The sequence below is a fragment of the Patulibacter minatonensis DSM 18081 genome (assembly GCF_000519325.1).
Lineage (GTDB): Bacteria > Actinomycetota > Thermoleophilia > Solirubrobacterales > Solirubrobacteraceae > Patulibacter > Patulibacter minatonensis.
The window spans coordinates 2,615,183-2,630,852 of the sequence record NZ_KI912613.1 but is presented as its reverse complement, the minus strand read 5'-3'; the positions used below and the strand labels follow the sequence as shown (position 1 = coordinate 2,630,852).

16 protein-coding genes are annotated in these 15,670 nt (G+C 71.2%); 8 read left to right on the top strand and 8 right to left on the bottom strand.

What is annotated here, in order from left to right:
• Positions 1-89: 89 nt before the first annotated feature.
• The 4 genes from PATMI_RS29580 to PATMI_RS29570 form a co-directional block, all read right to left on the bottom strand.
• Positions 90-1,922, bottom strand: coding sequence for an AMP-dependent synthetase/ligase (locus tag PATMI_RS29580; RefSeq protein ID WP_036725751.1), 1,833 nt, complete (start codon positions 1,920-1,922; stop codon positions 90-92).
• The gene (locus PATMI_RS29575) at positions 1,919-3,580 is read right to left on the bottom strand and encodes a GMC family oxidoreductase N-terminal domain-containing protein (RefSeq protein ID WP_084269900.1); all 1,662 of its coding nucleotides are present in this window, start codon (positions 3,578-3,580) and stop codon (positions 1,919-1,921) included. The genes PATMI_RS29580 and PATMI_RS29575 overlap by 4 nt, the downstream gene beginning before the upstream one ends.
• Entirely contained in the window at positions 3,577-5,133 is a 1,557-nt protein-coding gene (locus PATMI_RS0112130; RefSeq protein WP_051471474.1) for an aldehyde dehydrogenase family protein, read from the bottom strand. The genes PATMI_RS29575 and PATMI_RS0112130 overlap by 4 nt, the downstream gene beginning before the upstream one ends.
• Before the next feature lie 77 nt (positions 5,134-5,210).
• The gene (locus tag PATMI_RS29570) at positions 5,211-5,786 is read right to left on the bottom strand and encodes a TetR/AcrR family transcriptional regulator (RefSeq protein WP_036725749.1); all 576 of its coding nucleotides are present in this window, start codon (positions 5,784-5,786) and stop codon (positions 5,211-5,213) included.
• 56 nt (positions 5,787-5,842) lie between these two features.
• Between PATMI_RS29570 and PATMI_RS29565 the strand changes: the two genes are divergently transcribed.
• From PATMI_RS29565 to PATMI_RS0112095, 6 genes are all read left to right on the top strand, one after another.
• On the top strand, positions 5,843-6,955 hold the full coding sequence (locus tag PATMI_RS29565) for a thiolase C-terminal domain-containing protein (protein ID WP_051471469.1): 1,113 nt from the start codon (positions 5,843-5,845) through the stop codon (positions 6,953-6,955).
• On the top strand, positions 6,952-8,160 hold the full coding sequence (locus tag PATMI_RS0112115) for a thiolase family protein (RefSeq protein WP_026911086.1): 1,209 nt from the start codon (positions 6,952-6,954) through the stop codon (positions 8,158-8,160). Before PATMI_RS29565 ends, PATMI_RS0112115 begins: the two co-directional genes overlap by 4 nt.
• Positions 8,157-8,627 carry a Zn-ribbon domain-containing OB-fold protein gene (locus PATMI_RS0112110; RefSeq protein WP_051471466.1) on the top strand — a complete coding sequence of 157 codons (471 nt, stop codon included), beginning with the start codon at positions 8,157-8,159 and terminating at the stop codon, positions 8,625-8,627. Before PATMI_RS0112115 ends, PATMI_RS0112110 begins: the two co-directional genes overlap by 4 nt.
• Positions 8,624-9,412, top strand: a complete 789-nt coding sequence (locus PATMI_RS0112105; protein WP_026911084.1) for an enoyl-CoA hydratase/isomerase family protein — start codon at positions 8,624-8,626, stop codon at positions 9,410-9,412. The genes PATMI_RS0112110 and PATMI_RS0112105 overlap by 4 nt, the downstream gene beginning before the upstream one ends.
• Positions 9,409-10,563, top strand: coding sequence for a CaiB/BaiF CoA transferase family protein (locus PATMI_RS0112100; protein WP_026911083.1), 1,155 nt, complete (start codon positions 9,409-9,411; stop codon positions 10,561-10,563). Before PATMI_RS0112105 ends, PATMI_RS0112100 begins: the two co-directional genes overlap by 4 nt.
• 117 nt (positions 10,564-10,680) lie before the next feature.
• Complete coding sequence (locus PATMI_RS0112095) at positions 10,681-11,145, top strand: tautomerase family protein (protein WP_026911082.1); 465 nt, start codon at positions 10,681-10,683, stop codon at positions 11,143-11,145.
• Positions 11,146-11,165: 20 nt separating this feature from the next.
• Here the strand turns inward: PATMI_RS0112095 and PATMI_RS37445 are convergent, their stop codons facing one another.
• Genes PATMI_RS37445 through PATMI_RS0112075 form a run of 4 tightly spaced genes read right to left on the bottom strand, consistent with a single transcriptional unit; the run spans position 11,166 to position 14,830 of the window.
• A complete protein-coding gene (locus PATMI_RS37445; protein ID WP_026911081.1) occupies positions 11,166-11,573 on the bottom strand; it encodes a nuclear transport factor 2 family protein in 408 nt (135 codons plus the stop codon).
• Positions 11,570-12,571 carry a DUF7064 domain-containing protein gene (locus PATMI_RS0112085; RefSeq protein ID WP_026911080.1) on the bottom strand — a complete coding sequence of 334 codons (1,002 nt, stop codon included), beginning with the start codon at positions 12,569-12,571 and terminating at the stop codon, positions 11,570-11,572. Before PATMI_RS0112085 ends, PATMI_RS37445 begins: the two co-directional genes overlap by 4 nt.
• 55 nt (positions 12,572-12,626) lie before the next feature.
• Positions 12,627-13,706 (bottom strand): ResA-like WAxxUGC motif-containing protein, encoded by a 1,080-nt coding sequence (locus PATMI_RS0112080; RefSeq protein WP_036725746.1) that lies wholly within the window; start codon positions 13,704-13,706, stop codon positions 12,627-12,629.
• Between the two features lie 35 nt (positions 13,707-13,741).
• Entirely contained in the window at positions 13,742-14,830 is a 1,089-nt protein-coding gene (locus tag PATMI_RS0112075) for a phosphotransferase (protein WP_169738361.1), read from the bottom strand.
• Positions 14,831-15,092: 262 nt separating this feature from the next.
• Between PATMI_RS0112075 and PATMI_RS34485 the strand changes: the two genes are divergently transcribed.
• Positions 15,093-15,362 (top strand): hypothetical protein, encoded by a 270-nt coding sequence (locus PATMI_RS34485; RefSeq protein WP_026911077.1) that lies wholly within the window; start codon positions 15,093-15,095, stop codon positions 15,360-15,362.
• A gap of 70 nt (positions 15,363-15,432) precedes the next feature.
• Positions 15,433-15,657, top strand: coding sequence for a hypothetical protein (locus tag PATMI_RS34480; protein ID WP_026911076.1), 225 nt, complete (start codon positions 15,433-15,435; stop codon positions 15,655-15,657).
• Positions 15,658-15,670: the final 13 nt, after the last annotated feature.

Genomic DNA, 15,670 nt, shown 5'->3' with positions numbered 1-15,670 from the left:
CTCAGCCGGGACCCGAGTACGCGTCGAGGCCACGAGGCGATTCGCGAGCCTTGCCGTCGCGGACGGAGGTGCCACGCCCGTGACGTGGCTCAGGTCCTGCCCGCCGCGGTGGATCGCTCGCCGCTGGCGTACATGCCCTCGATGACGTCCGCGTACTTCTCGTTGATCGTCCTGCGCCGGATCTTCGAGGTCGGCGTGAGCTCTTCGCCGCCTGCGACCCATTCGGTCCCCAGGAGCTCGTGGTACTTGATCTGCTCGACCCGGGCGAGCTGCCCGTTCGCCCGCTCGACCGCCTCCGCGACGAGGTCACGGACGGCCTGATCGGTGGCGAGCTCTTCGACGGTCGCGTCGGACCGATCGTTCTGCCGCGCCCACGCCCTGGAGGCCTCGGGGTCCAGGACGAGCAGCGCCACGTTGTAGTTGCGGCCGTCGCCGACGCAGACCGCCTGACCGATGAGGTCGGAGCTGCCCTTCAGGAGGCTCTCGATGCGCGACGGGGACATGTTCTTCCCCGCCGAGTTGATGATGATCTCCTTCTTGCGGTCGACGATCGAGACGTAGCCGTCCTCGTCCTGCGTCGCGATGTCGCCGGAGTGCAGCCAGCCGGCGGGATCGATCGCCTCCCGGGTCTTCTCGGGGGCGTTGCGGTATCCCGGCATCACGTTCTCGCCCCGGACGAGGATCTCTCCGTCGTCGGCGAGCATCACCTCCACCCCCGGGACGACCCGGCCGACCGTGCCCAGCCGGGCGGACGCCGTCGGGTTGGCGAGGGCGAGCAGGCACTCCGACATGCCCCAGAACTCGGCGATGCGCACGCCGATCGCGTGGAAGAACTCGAGCACGTGGTACGGCGTCGGCGCCGCACCGACCGAGATCCACTCCACGACGTCGAGACCGATCCGTCGACGGAGACCGAGCAGGACCTCGTCGTCGGCCCGGGCGTGACGGGCGGCGAGCTCCGCGGACACGCCACCGCCGGTCTGCTCGGCCCGGACGCGCTCGTACCCGACCTCGATCGCGGCGCGCGTCGTCTGCTGCTCGTCCGGGGGCAGGTCCGCGATGGCGGCCTGCAGCCCGCTCATGACCTTCTCGTAGACGCGCGGGGGCGAGAAGAACCGGGTCGGGTGGACCTCCGCCACGGCGCGACCGAGCTGCGCGGGATCGGCGCAGCAGGTGATCGAGAAGCCGAACACCATCGCGGCGTAGTGGCTGAAGTAGCGCTCCGCGATGTGCGCGAAGGGCAGGAACGACACGACCCGGCCGTCGGGTCCGATCGGGGCGACCCGGTGGAGCGACCCCATCGGGAACATCATCGTCCGATGCAGGCACCGGACCGCCTTCGGAGGCCCGGTGGTCCCCGACGTGTAGATCAGCGTGAGCTCGGAGTCGCCGTCGACGGCGCGCCAGGTGGCGTCGAAGTCCGGGTCCACGGGGCCCCTGCCCTCCAGGTCGCCCAGCGTGATCGTCCCGGGGTGCGACGCGTCGTCGGCCATGACGAGCTGCACGCCGTCACCGGCGGCACCGGCGACACGGTCGACGAACGCGGACTCCGACACGACCACCCGCGCCCCGGTCTCGTTGAGGATGCCCCGGATCTCGTCCTCCGGGTAGGTGTTGTAGATCGAGACGGTCACCGCGCCGAGATGCATGACGGCCGTGTCGACGAGGTGGAACTCCGGCCGGTTGGTGAGCATGAGCAGCACGATGTCGCCGGCCTGCACCCCGAGCGACGCGAGGCCGCCGGCGATGCTCCGGACCCGGTCGGCGTACGCCGACCAGGTGATCTCGACGTCGCCGCCCGGGGTCCGCAGCGCGACCTCGTCCGGCCGCGCAGCGGCGGTCTGCTGGAACGCCGCGCAGAGCGACGGCGCCTCCAGCGTCGGCCAGTCGGCGGCCGCCTCCGCGAGGACCGCGGAACTCACCGGGCCGCCCTCGCCGCCGCGTCCCGCGGCTCCGCGAGCCGGACGTCGAGCGGGGTCACGACCTCCGTCGTCGCCGAGTCGGCACCCGGCGCCGGCGGGACCGCGGCCATCGCGCGCTCCGCCATCGCCGTGATCGTGAGGCTCGGGTTGACGCCCAGGTTCGCGGGGACGGAGGATCCGTCGCAGATCAGGAGGTTCTCGTAGCCGAAGACGCGGTGGTTCATGTCGGCGACGCCACGGGAGGGGTCCACCGCGATGACCGCACCGCCGAGCAGGTGGGCCGTGATCGGCATGCCGAGGACCTCGGCGGTCGTGCTCTGGGCCAGCCCTCCGGTCTTCGCGGCGACGCGCTCGGCGACCTCGTTGGCCATCGGGAGGTACGACTTGATCGGGCTGTCCTCGCTGACCTTCGTCGCCATCTTCGCGCGCCCCAGCCGCGACGTCTTCATCACGAACTGCACGGAGTCCTCGGCGGTCTGCATGAGCGGGAGCATCAGGGTCCGCCGCGACCAGCCCTTGACCTTCAGCGACTTCGCGAAGTCGCGCGGGTGCCGCGCGATGCGGCCGACCAGCTTGAGCGGCCGCGTGAGTCGACTGCCGTCGGGCGTCAGCAGCGTGTACATCAGGCTGAAGAGGTCGCCGCCGGGTCCGTACGTGGTCGCCTCGACGTGGCTGCGCTCGTCGGGGTAGATGCTGCCGCTGATCGCGACGGTGTTGCTCCACCCGCGGTCGTCGGGGAACGTGACGGCCGGGATCGACTCCGAGTTCGTGCGGACGAGCTGTCCGAGGCGGTCGGAGATCTTCGGCAGCGCACCGGACGTCTTGCACTTCCCGAGCAGCTGGTTGGTGCCCAGTGCGCCGGCGGCGACGACCACGCCCGCGGCCGACATCCGGCGGTGCCGCTTGAAGATCCACGAGCCGGTCTGCTCGGTCTCGACGTGGTACCCGGTCTCGCCGGAGTCCCCGTCGATCGGGGCGATCGACGTGACCTGCCGCTCGGGGATGATCTCGACCCCGAGGCGTTCTGCGAGGTGGAGGTAGTTCTTGGGCAGCGTGTTCTTGGCGTTGTTGCGGCAGCCGATCATGCACTGCCCGCACTGGATGCACCCGGTGCGGGCCGGGCCGTCGCCGCCGAAGTACGGGTCGTCGACCGTCACGCCGGGCTCGCCGAAGTACACGCCGACCGGCGTCGGGTGGAAGGTGTCCCCGGCCCCGATGTCCTTCGAGATCTCCGCCATGATCCCGTCGCCGGCGCTCAGGCGCGGGGTCGGGGTGACGCCGAGCATCCGCTCGGCCTCCTCGTAGAAGTCGGCCAGGTCCTCGGCCTCGCCACTGACCCTGCGCCAGTCGTCGTAGAAGCTGGGCTTGGCGCGATAGAGCGTCTGGGCGTACACGAGGCTGCCCCCGCCGACCCCGCTGCCGCTGAGGATGAACGCGTCCTTGAACGCCGTCAGCCGCAGGATGCCCTTCATCCCGAACTTCGGCATGAAGAGGTACCGGCGCAGCTGCGTCATGCGCTCGGCGTAGTCGTCGTCCTCGAAGCGGCGGCCGCACTCGATGAGCGCCACCTTGTAGCCCTTCTGGGCCAGGCGGAGCGCCGAGACGCTCCCCCCGAACCCGGAGCCGACGATGATCCAGTCGTAGTCGTGCGTCCTCATCGAGGCCTCATTCCGAAGCGACGGCGGAGGTCCCGTCCGCCGATCAGTCGCGAGACGGTGCTGAAGATCCGTCCCTTGGTCTGCGTGTAGGGGAACCAGATGAGCTCCGAGGCGGGCTCGAACCGGTCCACGGTGATCGTCTGGCTGCGGCAGTACTTGAGCAGCCCGTCCGCGCCACCGGAGCGCGCGCCGAGTCCGGAGTTCTTCCAGCCGCCCATCGGGACCGAGAGCTGGAAGACGTTGATGGCGGAGTTGTTGATGTTCACGGTGCCGACCTCGAGCCGGCGACCCACGGCCTCCGCCCGGGCGTGGTCCTTGGAGTAGACCGCGGCCGACAGGCCGTACTCCGAGGCGTTGGCGAGCCGCACCGCCTCGTCGGCGTCAGCCACCTTCATCACCGGGAGGGTCGGGCCGAAGGTCTCCTCGGTCATGCACTCCATGTCCGCCGTGACGTCGGTGAGGACCGTCGGTTCGAAGTACTGCCCCGGCCGCCTGCCTCCGCCGACGGGGGCCTTCGCGCCCCGCGCGAGCGCGTCGTCGACGTGCCGCGCGACGATCTGCAGCTGCGCGTCGGTCACCAGCGCACCGACGTCCGCTCCGAACGGTCCGCGCTCCGGGCCCTGCCGGAGCGCACGGGTCTTCTCGACGACCTTCTCGACGAACGCGTCGTAGACGGGGGCCTCGACGAAGACGCGCTCGACCGAGACGCAGACCTGGCCGGCGTTGAAGAAGCCACCCCAGACCGCCCCGTTGGCCGCGCGCTCGAGGTCGGCGTCGGCGAGGACGATCATGGCGTCCTTGCCCCCGAGCTCGAGGCCCGCGGGGATCATGCGCTCCGCGCAGCGGATCCCGATCCGCCGGCCGGTCGCCGCGGAGCCGGTGAACTGGACCATGTCGACCGCGTCGACGACCGCCGCGCCCGTCTCGCCGAAGCCGGTCGCGCACGCGAGCACCGGCGGTGCGGCGAGGTCCTCGCGCCACCCGCGGACGACCTCGCCCCACGCCAGGGGCGCGGCCTCGGAGGGCTTCGACAGCACCGCACAGCCCGCTGCCAGCGCGGGCGGCACGTCGATCAGCGGCGACACGAGCGGGAAGTTCCACGCCGTGATGACGCCCACGAGCGGGTGGGGCCGATGCACGACCTTCAGCTGCTTGGTGAGGTACGCCGGGCTGTGCGGACGCTCGCGACGATCGGCCATGAACGCCTCGGCGTGCTCGGCGTAGTAGTTGATGATGTCGACGCACGTCGGGACCTCGACGGACGCGTCCTGGTGGACCTTCCCGGACTCCGCGACGACCAGCTCGGTCAGGCGGTCCTCGTTGTCGAGCATCCAGTCGCGGAGGCGCTGCAGCCAGAGCCTGCGGCCGTGGGGGCCGATGGCCTCCCACTCGACCTGCGCCTCGCGGAGCTGCGCGGCCATCGCCGCCACGTCCGCCGCGGTGTGGACCGGGACGTTCCCGATCACGGTGCCGTCGGCCGGACGGCGCACCTCGATCGACTCCGCCGTCCCGGGTACCGCCGTCGTGCTCGCCGTGCTCGCCTGCCCTGCCATCGTCGCCTCCGACTTCGCTTGACGCGACGCTAACGGCTGTACGGTAGAAGCGCAAACGTTGTGCGGCGCCGGACACACTACGGCGGGTCGATCACCCGGTCGGCGAGTCCGATGAGCAGCGCTCGGAGCGGTCGGCCCGACAGGTCGCTGCGGTGGAAGGCGGTCGAGTTCAGCATCCCGAAGATCGCGACCACGATCGTCCGGGCGGCCTCGGGCGAGAGGTCGGGCCGGTACTCGACGAGCGCATCGGTCCACGCGGCGAGGTACTCGCGGAGCACCTGGCGCACCCGGGCGCGCTCGGTCGGCTGCAGGCCGGCCTCCTCGCGCTGGTAGATGGGGATCAGCGCCGGCTCCGACAGGCTCTGATCGACGTGGAAATCGACGAGACCCGCGAGCCTCGCGCGCGGATCGGCGACCCGGGACGCCGTACGAACCCCGTCCAGCAGCTGGTCGCTGAGGCGGTCGAAGAGCCCGATCAGCAGCGCCTCCTTGTTCGCGAAGTGCCAGTAGATCCCCGTCGGGCTCATGCTGCAGGCCGCAGCGACGTCGCGCATCCCGACGGCGTCGAAGCTGCGGGTGCGGAACAGCTCGAGCGCCGCCTGGAGGATCTGCTCGCGTCGCTGCCCGCCCGGAAGTCGTTGTCGTGTCGCCATCGGGCTGCAGTGTAGTCGGGTTGCCTCCTGCTACTGAACGACTGTACGGTAATTGCATGCCGAGATCCCGACCGACCGTGCACGTTCTGGGCGTCGCCCTCGCCGACGCCGCGCAGCGGCGGGACGACGTCCGCCTCGAGGAACTCGCCTACCGCACGGCCCGGGCCGCGCTGGACGACGCCGGGGTGCGGCGCGACGAGCTGGACAACATCACGCTGGGCGCGAGCGACGAGCTCGACGGCCGCCCGATCTCGAGCATGCTGCTCGCCGCGCCATCAGGTGGGTACCTGAAGGACGAGATCCGCGTGACGAACTCCGGCGCCACGGCGCTCGGCCTCGCGGTGGCCCGTCACCTCTCCGGGGACTTCGGACTGGGGCTCGTGGCCTCGTGGTGCAAACCGTCGAAGACGGACGTCCCGACCGTGATGAACTCCCGGTGGGAACCGTTCTTCCATCGCGATCTCGGACTGGACGCCGCGGTCGCCGAGGGACTCTTCGCCCAGGCCGTCTCCGCAGCGCACGACCTGCAGGAGGACGAGCTGCACCAGCGGACGCACGACGCGATGCGTCGAGCCCGGGAGAACCCACGAGCGGTCGAGCGTCCCGTGGCCTCTCCCGAGGAGATCGCGTCGTCGGGGCACGTCAGCACACCGGTCCGCAGCAGGCACGTCGCCGAGCAGTCCGACGGCGCGGCCTGCCTGGTCCTCGCCTCCGACGCCTGGATGGCCGGCCACCCCGAGCACCGGGCGATCGCGACGATCCCCGGGGTCGGCTGGTCGACCGACTCCTACCGGCTCGACCGCGAACGGCTCGGAGCGACCGCGTCGGCGACCGCCGCCTGGGCCGCTGCCCTGCGCATGGCGGGCGGCGATGCGCCGGTCGACGTCGTCGAGCTCGAGACGCCGACCATCTTCCACGAGGCCGCCCTGACACGCGTGCTGCCGATCGGCGTGGCCCGCGTCTCGCCCTCGGGAGGGACGTTCGCGCAGAACCCTCTGACCGCGGCGGGCCTCGTCGGCGTCGTCGAGGCGGTCCTGCAGGTCAGTGGCCGGGCGGGTCCCGTCCAGGTCCCCGACGTCCGTCGAGCCGTGGCGCACAGCAGCAACGGCTTCGCGCACCAGGGCAGCGTCGTCACCGTCGTCGACGCCGCGGAGAGGCTCGCAGCATGACCGACCCCGTCGGAGTCATCTCCACCTTCCAGACCCGGTTCGGCTCCCGGCACCCCGACGTCACGTACGTCGAGCAGGCGCAACAGGCCGCCGTGGGCGCCCTGCACGCCGCCGGCATGCGGCCGGACGACATCGACGCGGTCGTCTACTGCATGGCCCCCACGTTCTTCATGGGCGTCAGCGACGCCGACCAGTGGGCCGTCGACCACGTGTTCGCCGCGGGCAAGCCGTTCTTCCGGATCCACACCGGCGGATCGACGGGCGGGTCGGCCGTCCACGCCGCCCTCGGCCTGCTGCGCTCCCGCATGTTCCGCTCCGTCCTGGTGGTCGGCGCCGAGCGGCTGAACGAGACCGCGGACGCCCAGGAGATCCTGAACCTCACCTTCGACGCCTTCTACGAGCGCGACATGCCGCTGTCGACGAACACGTCGGTGGCCCTGATGGCCAGCCGCTACCTCCAACGCCACGGCCTCACCGAGCGGGACCTCGCGCGAGCGCCGGTCCGGCAGCGCCGCAGCGCGCTGAAGAACCCGTACGCGCACCTGAAAGGCGAGATCACCGTCGACGACGTCCTCGAATCGCCGCTGATCGCGCACCCCCTGAAGCTCTACGACGTCTGCCCCCGGTCCTCGGGCAGTGCCGCCATGATCCTCGGCGACGCCGAGACGATCGACGCGTTCCAGCCCCGGCCGGCGTTCATCAACGGGTTCAGCAGCGTCAGCGACACCTACTGGCTCGGCGACCGCCTGAGCGACGAGGCCGACCTCGACCTCGGCGAGATGGAGATCGCGGCCGTGACCGCCCGCGAATGCTTCGGCCGGGCGGGCATCACCGACCCGTTCGGTGAGATCCAGGTCGCCGAGCTCTACGACCCCTACTCGCTGATCGGCTACCTCCAGCTCGAGCAGCTCGGGTTCTGTGCCGGCGGAGAGGCGCCGCGCCTGGACGCCGAAGGGACCTGGGACCTGCACGGCGGGGGCGTGGCGGTGAACCCCTCCGGCGGCACGTTGTGCACCAACCCGATCGCCATCACCGGCCTGGTGCGCGCGATCGAGGCCGCCAACCAGGTCATGGGGACCGCCGGGGAGCTGCAGGCCACCGGCGTCCGCAACACGATCGCCACCGCCATCGGCGGCATGGCGCAGTTCACGAACGTCACCCTCTTCGGCGACGACCACCGCGACACCCAGGAGCCCACCCGATGAGCACGGAACCCGCCGCACGCCCGGTCCTGCACCAGGAGCTGACCCTCAGCTACGACTACGCCATCGGCGAGGTCGCCGGCACGTTCTTCGACGGCCTGCGCGACGGGAAGATCCTCGCCTCGACCTGCTCGGCGTCCGACCTCGCCTACCTCCCGCCGCGCGCCTACTGCGAGCGCAGCTTCGAGCCCTGCGACGGCTGGACCGAGGCGGGCGAGGAGGGCGTCATCGAGGCCTCCACGGTCGTCGTCCGCGGCTTCGAGGGCAAGCGCCCCACCCCCGTGGCGATCGCCTTCGTCCGACTCGACGGCGTCGACTCCGCGATCGCGAACTACGTCGACGGCGTGGACTGCTCGGACATCGACGCCGCGGTGGCCTCCATCGCCCCGGGAACCCGGGTCCGCGTCGCGTTCGCCGAGGAGCGCGAGGGCCGCATCACCGACTTCAGCTTCGAGCTGCTCGACGCGTGAGCACTCTCGACTACGAGCTCCGCGGGTCCGTCGGCTGGATCACCATGACCCGCCCGGACCGCATGAACGCCCTGCACCCCGACCTCGTCGCGGACCTCGGTGCCCGGATCGCCCAGGTCGCCGCCGACCCCGAGGTCCGGTGCCTCGTGATCACCGGGACGGGGCCCGTCTTCTGCGCCGGCGCCGACCTCGCGTTCGTCCGCGGACTCGGCCACGACGCCGAAGCCATCGTCACGCAGTTCCTGGAGCCGCTGTCCCAGGTCCTGCGCGACCTCCGGGCGCTGCGCAAGCCGGTCATCGCGGCCATCAACGGCCACTGCGTCGCCGGGGGCCTCGAGCTCGCCCTCGCCTGCGACCTCGTCGTCGCAGCCGAGTCCGCCCGGATCTCCGACGGTCATGCGAAGTACGGCCTGCTGCCGGCGGTCGGCGGTGCGCACCACCTCGTCCGCGCCGTGGGCACGATGAAGGCGAAGGAGATGCTCTTCACCGGCGAGCGCTACACCGCGTCCGAGATGCAGGCCGCCGGTCTCGTGAACCGCACGGTCCTCGACGAGGAGCTCGAGACGGCGACCACCGAGCTCGCCGACGGCCTCGCGGCGGGGAGCCCCGGGGGGCTGCGTCGCATGAAGCAGATGGTCCACGACGAGGCCGACATGACGTGGGACATGGCCGCCCGCTACGAGCTGGCGCTCACCGAGATGCACCTCACGACCCCCGACCCGCACGAGGGCGTCGCCGCGTTCGTCGAGCGGCGGACACCGCAGTTCCAGGCGGACCAGCCGTGAGCGGCCCCCTCGCGGGCATCCGCGTCCTGGAGATCGCGGGCATCGGCCCGGCGCCGTTCGCCGCGATGATGCTCGCCGACATGGGCGCCGAGGTCCTGCGCGTCGATCGCGCCGGACCGCCCGACGCCGGGGCCGGCACCTGGAACCCCCTCAATCGCGGCCGACGCTCCGTCGCCGTCGACCTGAAGCATCCCGACGGCCAGGCGCTCGTCGCCCGCCTCTCGAAGGACTGCGACGCGCTGCTCGAGGGGTTCCGGCCGGGGGTCATGGAACGCCTCGGTCTCGGCCCGGACGCGCTCCTGGCGGACAACCCGCGGCTCGTCTACGGGCGCATGACCGGGTACGGCCAGGACGGTCCGCTGCACGCCGAGGTCGGGCACGACATCAACTACCTCGCGATCTCGGGCGTGCTCGGCATGGTCCGCCGCACGGGTGACCGTCCCCTGGCGCCCCTCAACCTGGTCGCCGACTTCGGCGGCGGCGGCATGCTCCTGGCGTTCGGGGTCGTCAGCGCCCTCCTCGAGGCCCGGGGCTCAGGCCGGGGCCAGGTGGTGGACGCCGCGATGGTCGAGGGCTCGGCCCTGCTCAGCGCGCTCGTCCACGGCATGCGGGCGAACGGCATGTGGGACGCACCGGCCGGCGGCAACTGGCTCGACAGCGGAGCCCCCTGGTACGAGGTCTACGAGACCGCCGACGGCGAGCACCTCGCGATCGGCGCCCTCGAACCGCACTTCTACGCCGAGGTGCTCCGGGTGCTGCAGCTCGACGACGCACCGCAGTGGGACCAGACGCGCTGGCCCGAGATCGGCGAGCGGATCGCCCGCGTCGTGCGCACCCGCACCCGCGACGAATGGGTCGCCGCCTTCGACGGCGTCGATTCCTGCGTCTCCCCCGTGCTGCACCCCGACGAGGCCGTCGCGCACCCGCACAACCGCGCGCGCTCGACCTTCATCGACGTCGGGGGCACGGTCCAACCCGCTCCCGCCCCCCGGTTCAGCCGGACCCCGGGATGCGTCGACCGCGCCCCCGTGCACCCCGGTGCCGACAACCGGGAGGCGCTGCTCCACTGGGGTCTCGATGCCGGCGAGATCGACGCACTCCTCGAATCGAAGGTCCTCGGTGAATCCGGGGGCGGGAGGCCGGGGTCGTAGCTCAACGGCCCCCCATGCGGGAGCCATCCCGATTTACGAACGGGCGACGGACCTCGGGTGCGCCCGCACAGCCGCCGAGCCCGGCCCGCGTCTCGAGTCGTGTGATACGACTCACCGGTGCCACTCTGGACGATCACCTCGCCCACCGCGACGTATTCGGCCGACGATCGAGCCGCGATCGCGGCCGGGATCACGAAGCTCTACACCGACGGGCCACGGCTTCCGGCGTTCTACGTGACGGTGCTGTTCCACGAGCTGGACCCGAGCACGTTCTTCGTCGGCGGCGAGGCGCGCGGCGACGTCGTCCGGATCGCCGTCGACCACATCGCCCGCAGGTTCGACGACGCCGCCGAGCACCTCGGGGTGGACGCGGATCTCGACCTCCGCCGCGCCTGGCTCGACGGCGTGATCCGGGCGCTGACCCCGTTCACCGGCGATCGCGGGCTGCACTGGGAGCTCCACGCCGACGAGACCCCGTCGTCGCTCTGGGCGATCGACGGACTCGCGCCTCCGCCGCCGTGGTCCGCCGAGGAAGCCCGGTGGAAGCGCGAGGGCCGCGCCTCACCGACGCCGACGAGCTGAGATTCCCGAACGGCCCGTACCTAACGCGACGGACCGAGCTGGGCCGAGAGCGCCGCCATGTTCGAGTAGTCGGTGTTCGTGACGATCCTGCCGTCGCGGAAGGTCATGAACGACAGGCCTTCCAGACGCACGGGGGTTCCTTCGTGCTTCGTGCCGTCGTGCTCGCCGTGGAACGAGCCGGTGAAGACCCACTCGGCGGCGCCGGCGTCGTCGTTCAGGGTCCAGCGCCGGTACTCGACGCGGAAGTCCGGCATCAGGGAGAACGAGAAGTCGAAGACCTCGCGGATGCCGGCGTGGCCCTCGTGGACGACGCCGAAGGCCTTGTCCTCGAAGCGGCAGTCCTCGACGTACTGGGCGACGAGGAGGTCGCAGTCGCCGGCCCAGCCGCGCTGGAGGTTCGCGATCAGCGGGGGCAGCGTGCCGGTCACCGAGCCGCCTCGTGCGTCAATGCGATCGCCGCGGGGAGGTTGCCGCCGGTGAAGCGGTCCAGCGGGAAGGACTCCATCGACGTGCCGTATCCGACGCGTCCGTCGCCGGTGCGCCACTCGACCATCGCGACGGCGGCGGGGCAGCAGCCATACGCGAACCAGATCTGGTTCGTGACGGGCGCCCCGGTGATGTGGTGGTCGGTGCCGTCCCGGTCCTGGATCGTCATCTCGAACGTGCGGCCCAGGAGCCCGTCGCGCTCCACCCGCATCGAGCCGCCCACGCCGCCGTGGGTGGTGCCGTCGACGACCGCGTATCCGTGCGCGAACTCGTGCTCGGTCCCCGGCTCGCCGGGCGTGAACTTCCAGATGCCGTGCATCAGGAGGCCGTCCTCGAAGTTCGCGTTGATCCAGGTCATCGGGGCCATCGCGCGCTCGGGACGGGGCCCCCAGGAGTGGTCCATCGTGACCGGCGCGTCGACCTCGTAGCGCTGTCCGCGCACGATCACGTGGCCGGTGGCGCGGGACGCCAGGTCGAAGTGGTTGGCGTACGCGGTCCCGAACCCGCTGTTCTTGATCGCGTCCTCGCGCAACGGCGGCGCGAGCGGGTCGATCTCCGGGTCGTGGATGTCGTAGGGGACCATCAGGCCGGTGTAGTCGAGGTGGACCTCGGTGTCGTCGACGCCGACGTAGTCGACCCGGTACTCCGTCGCCGACCGGGCCTCCAGGCTCGCGCCGTTGGGGAGCGAGAACGACTCCAGCCGCTCGGGGAGCGGCAGGTGGTGCTGCACGTCGACGTACCGCGCCGCGTGCGGGCTTGCCGAATTGCGGTCGACGAACTGGACGTCGCAGACGGCCGCGCCGACGCCGGCGCGCATGACGAAGTACACGAACCCGTGGAGCCCGGCCTCCGGGATCAGGATGTCGAAGTAGTACGTCTCCGCCCAGTCGTGGGCCACGTCGTCGGGGGTGTGGAACCTGGTGTCGTCGTTCGTGATCATGCGCGTCCTTCGTCCGGCCTGGGGCCGGGGTGGGTGGTCCGGGGTCGGGCCGGGGTCAGCCGGCGCTGAGGTCCGGGGACTGGGCGTAGTAGTTCTCGGCGCCGACCTTCCGGATCTCGCTCACGAAGTCGGAGTCGTACTGCTCCGACGGACCCTGCAGCGGGTTGACGGTCCCCCACGCCTCGCGCTTGTAGGTCCAGTTCTCCGGCTGCAGCTCGTGCGCGCGACGGAAGTGCGGCACCGCGGCCTCGGACTTCCCGTCGCGGTGCAGGCGCTGGCCGATCTCCCAGTGCGCGGCGGCTCGAGAACGGTCCTCGGTGCGCGGCATCGACCGACCCGCGACCTCGTCCTCGTCCAGGGCGAACCGGCTGTCTGCGCCCTGCTCGGCCCAGTCGCGCAGCGCGGCGACGTACTGCTCCGGGTTGGCCTTGATCTTGTGCGCCTCGTCGAGCGACTCGTGGAAGTACGGCCGCGCCTCCTCGGGCAGCAGCTCGTCCCACTGCTCACGGGGCATCTCGTTGAACACCGCGCGGCCGGGCCACGCCTGCTCCGGCGGGCGGACGATGCGGCCTTCCTCGTCGATCCACACCGACATCGGCACGTTGACGATGCCCAGCTGCGCGTCGAGCGAGTGCTCGACGTCGATCAGCGCCGGATGATCGGGCTTGGCCGCGTCGATGAACGGGCCGGCGGCCTCGGCGCCTCCGACGTCGAGCGCGACCGTGACGATCTCGACGCCCTTCTCCGCCAGCTCGGTGCGGAGCTCCTGCCACACGGGCAGATCGAACCGGCAGCCGCACCACGACGCCCACGTCACGAGCACGACCTTCTTGCCGCGCAACGACGAGAGGCGGAACGGATTCCCGTGACGGTCGGGCAGCTCGATGTCGGGGATCTGCGGGTCGGAGATCGTCTGCCCGTCGCACTCCGGGCCGAGCGCCCACAGGCCCTCGGTCTCGTCGGCGGCGACGGTCATCCGCAGGCGACGGGCGAGCTCCTGCAGCTCGAGCGCATCGGGGTCCATGCCGGGCAGCGGGACGCACGCGTCGCCCTTGCAGGCGCCGTGCGGCTGGACGTCCCAGCCGGTGCTCGCGGCCAGCTCGTCGGCGCTGATGGTCGGAGAGGTGAAGATCACGGCGGGTCGCTCGTTCTGTCGGAGTGGGCGGTCGTTCAGCGGGTTGCGAGGAGGGCGAAGCTGTCGAGGTCGCGGGTCATCGCCGCGGACCGGTCGATCCAGTTGCACCACATGCGGTCGCCGCGCTCGCTGCGCTTGACCGCACCGAGGCCGAAGACGCCGGTCTGCAGCGGATGGATCGCGAGCACGCGGTAGTCGTCCCAGCACTGCTCGAGCGTGTAGTCGGACACGCCGTGGGACAGCAGTCCCTCGTGGTAGCGCGCGACGAGATCGCGCTCGTGGGCGCGGCGGTCCTCGGTCGTCAGGCTGGTGGCGAGGAAGTACGCGAGGTCGATCGTGCCGTTGCCGTACGTCACGCCCTGCCAGTCCAGGACGGCGATCGGGATCTCCCCCGCCTGCGCGTCGAAGAGCACGTTGTCCGCGCGCAGGTCGTTGTGCCACAGGCACCGCGGCGTCGACAGCTCGCGCTTCCACGCGTCGCGCAGCGGGACGAGCTTCGCCGCCTCGGCGAGGTCGGCCTCCGGGATGAGGCTCCCGAACGCCTCCGGGAACGCCGCGATCGTCGCGTCGAACCCGTCGGTGATCTGGCCCCAGCCCGCGACGGTGCCCTGCAGCCACTCCAGTTGAGCGAGCCGCGGGTCGTCCCACGACGACGCGTGCAGCGCGGCCTGCTGATCCATCACCAGCGCCGCCTCGTCGGGCGTGCAGCCCTCGAGCTGATCCACGACCCGCGCCGGGGTGAGGTCCTGCATCAGCAGCACGAAATCGGTCTCGTTCTCCGCCAGCGCCGCGTGGACGGGCACCGGGACCGCGATCGCCAGCTCGTCCGCGAGCTGCTGGTAGAAGCGGATCTCGTTGCGGTACTGCCCCGACTGCTGCCCGAACGCACGGCTCGCCTCGTCCTCGGACGCGAACTTCCCGACTACCGACGCCGGCCCGGCGTCCGGCTGGTCGTAGCTCAGGGCGAAGCGGTACGAGTCCGCGAGCTGCCCGGTCCCGCACGGCGATCGGACGACGTTCGTCACCCGCGCACCGCTGCGGAGCGTGCCGCTCGTCGTCAGCACCTCGGTGAGCCATTCCGGCGTCACCGCCTCGTACCCGACCACTGCCTCGACCGTCGACATCCCCGCTCCTCTACGCCGCATCTCCGGAGGTCGACCATGCTCGTCAGGGCACGCTGCGGCAAGCGGTATCCGGCATATCGGGACGAGCTCCGGTGGCAGCTCGAACCAGTCGACGGGCTGTCTCGCATCTCGGGCGCCAACGAACGTCCGGCGCGCTGATGTTTGGAAAGTCGATAGCTCCTTCTGCGGCGTCACATCGACCTCGAGCTCTCCAGGCCTCAGGTTCGACCCGAAGAGCGGGCGAACGGATTCAGGAGCGCAGATGAGCACAGAGATCACCGCGGCACCCGTCGCGGTTCCGGACGACATCGCACGGCGGGTCGTGCTGGCGACGGGTCATCGGGACGAGGCGCAGTTGTTCGAGGCCTACCGCTGGCTGCGCGAGAACGCGCCGCTGGCGCAGGTCGAGGTCGAGGGGTACGACCCGCTGTGGCTGGTCTCGAAGCACGCCGACATCATGGACGTCGAGCGACGTGCGCCGTGTTCCCGGCCGGCGGCGGAACGAACTCCGAGACGCACAACCCGACCCTGACCGATCAGGCCGGCGACGAGTTCACCGAGAGCATGAACGGCGGGTCGCTGCAGAGTTCGCCCGCGAAGCGGTGGGCGAGCTTCGCGAGAAGGCCGCCGCCGGTCCGTTCGACCTCGCGGAGGGGTGGGCCAAGGGCTTCCCGCTCCGCGTGATCATGGGGCTCTTCGGGGTGCCGCCGGAGGACGAGCCGAAGACGATGTCGCTGACCCAGGAGCTGTTCGGCACCGAGGACCCGGACGTCAAGCGCCGTCGATCGCGAGCGGGGACGGACGCTTCACCCCGGGCCACGCGCTGACCGTCGCGGCACG

Coding starts and splice junctions, on each gene's coding strand:
- PATMI_RS29570 (WP_036725749.1), bottom strand. CDS start 5,786: ATGGCGACACGACAACGACTTCCGGGCGGGCAGCGACGCGAGCAGATC.
- PATMI_RS0112085 (WP_026911080.1), bottom strand. CDS start 12,571: ATGATCACGAACGACGACACCAGGTTCCACACCCCCGACGACGTGGCC.
- PATMI_RS0112075 (WP_169738361.1), bottom strand. CDS start 14,830: ATGTCGACGGTCGAGGCAGTGGTCGGGTACGAGGCGGTGACGCCGGAA.
- PATMI_RS34485 (WP_026911077.1), top strand. CDS start 15,093: ATGAGCACAGAGATCACCGCGGCACCCGTCGCGGTTCCGGACGACATC.
- PATMI_RS0112115 (WP_026911086.1), top strand. CDS start 6,952: ATGACCGACCCCGTCGGAGTCATCTCCACCTTCCAGACCCGGTTCGGC.
- PATMI_RS0112110 (WP_051471466.1), top strand. CDS start 8,157: ATGAGCACGGAACCCGCCGCACGCCCGGTCCTGCACCAGGAGCTGACC.
- PATMI_RS29565 (WP_051471469.1), top strand. CDS start 5,843: ATGCCGAGATCCCGACCGACCGTGCACGTTCTGGGCGTCGCCCTCGCC.
- PATMI_RS29575 (WP_084269900.1), bottom strand. CDS start 3,580: ATGAGGACGCACGACTACGACTGGATCATCGTCGGCTCCGGGTTCGGG.
- PATMI_RS0112130 (WP_051471474.1), bottom strand. CDS start 5,133: ATGGCAGGGCAGGCGAGCACGGCGAGCACGACGGCGGTACCCGGGACG.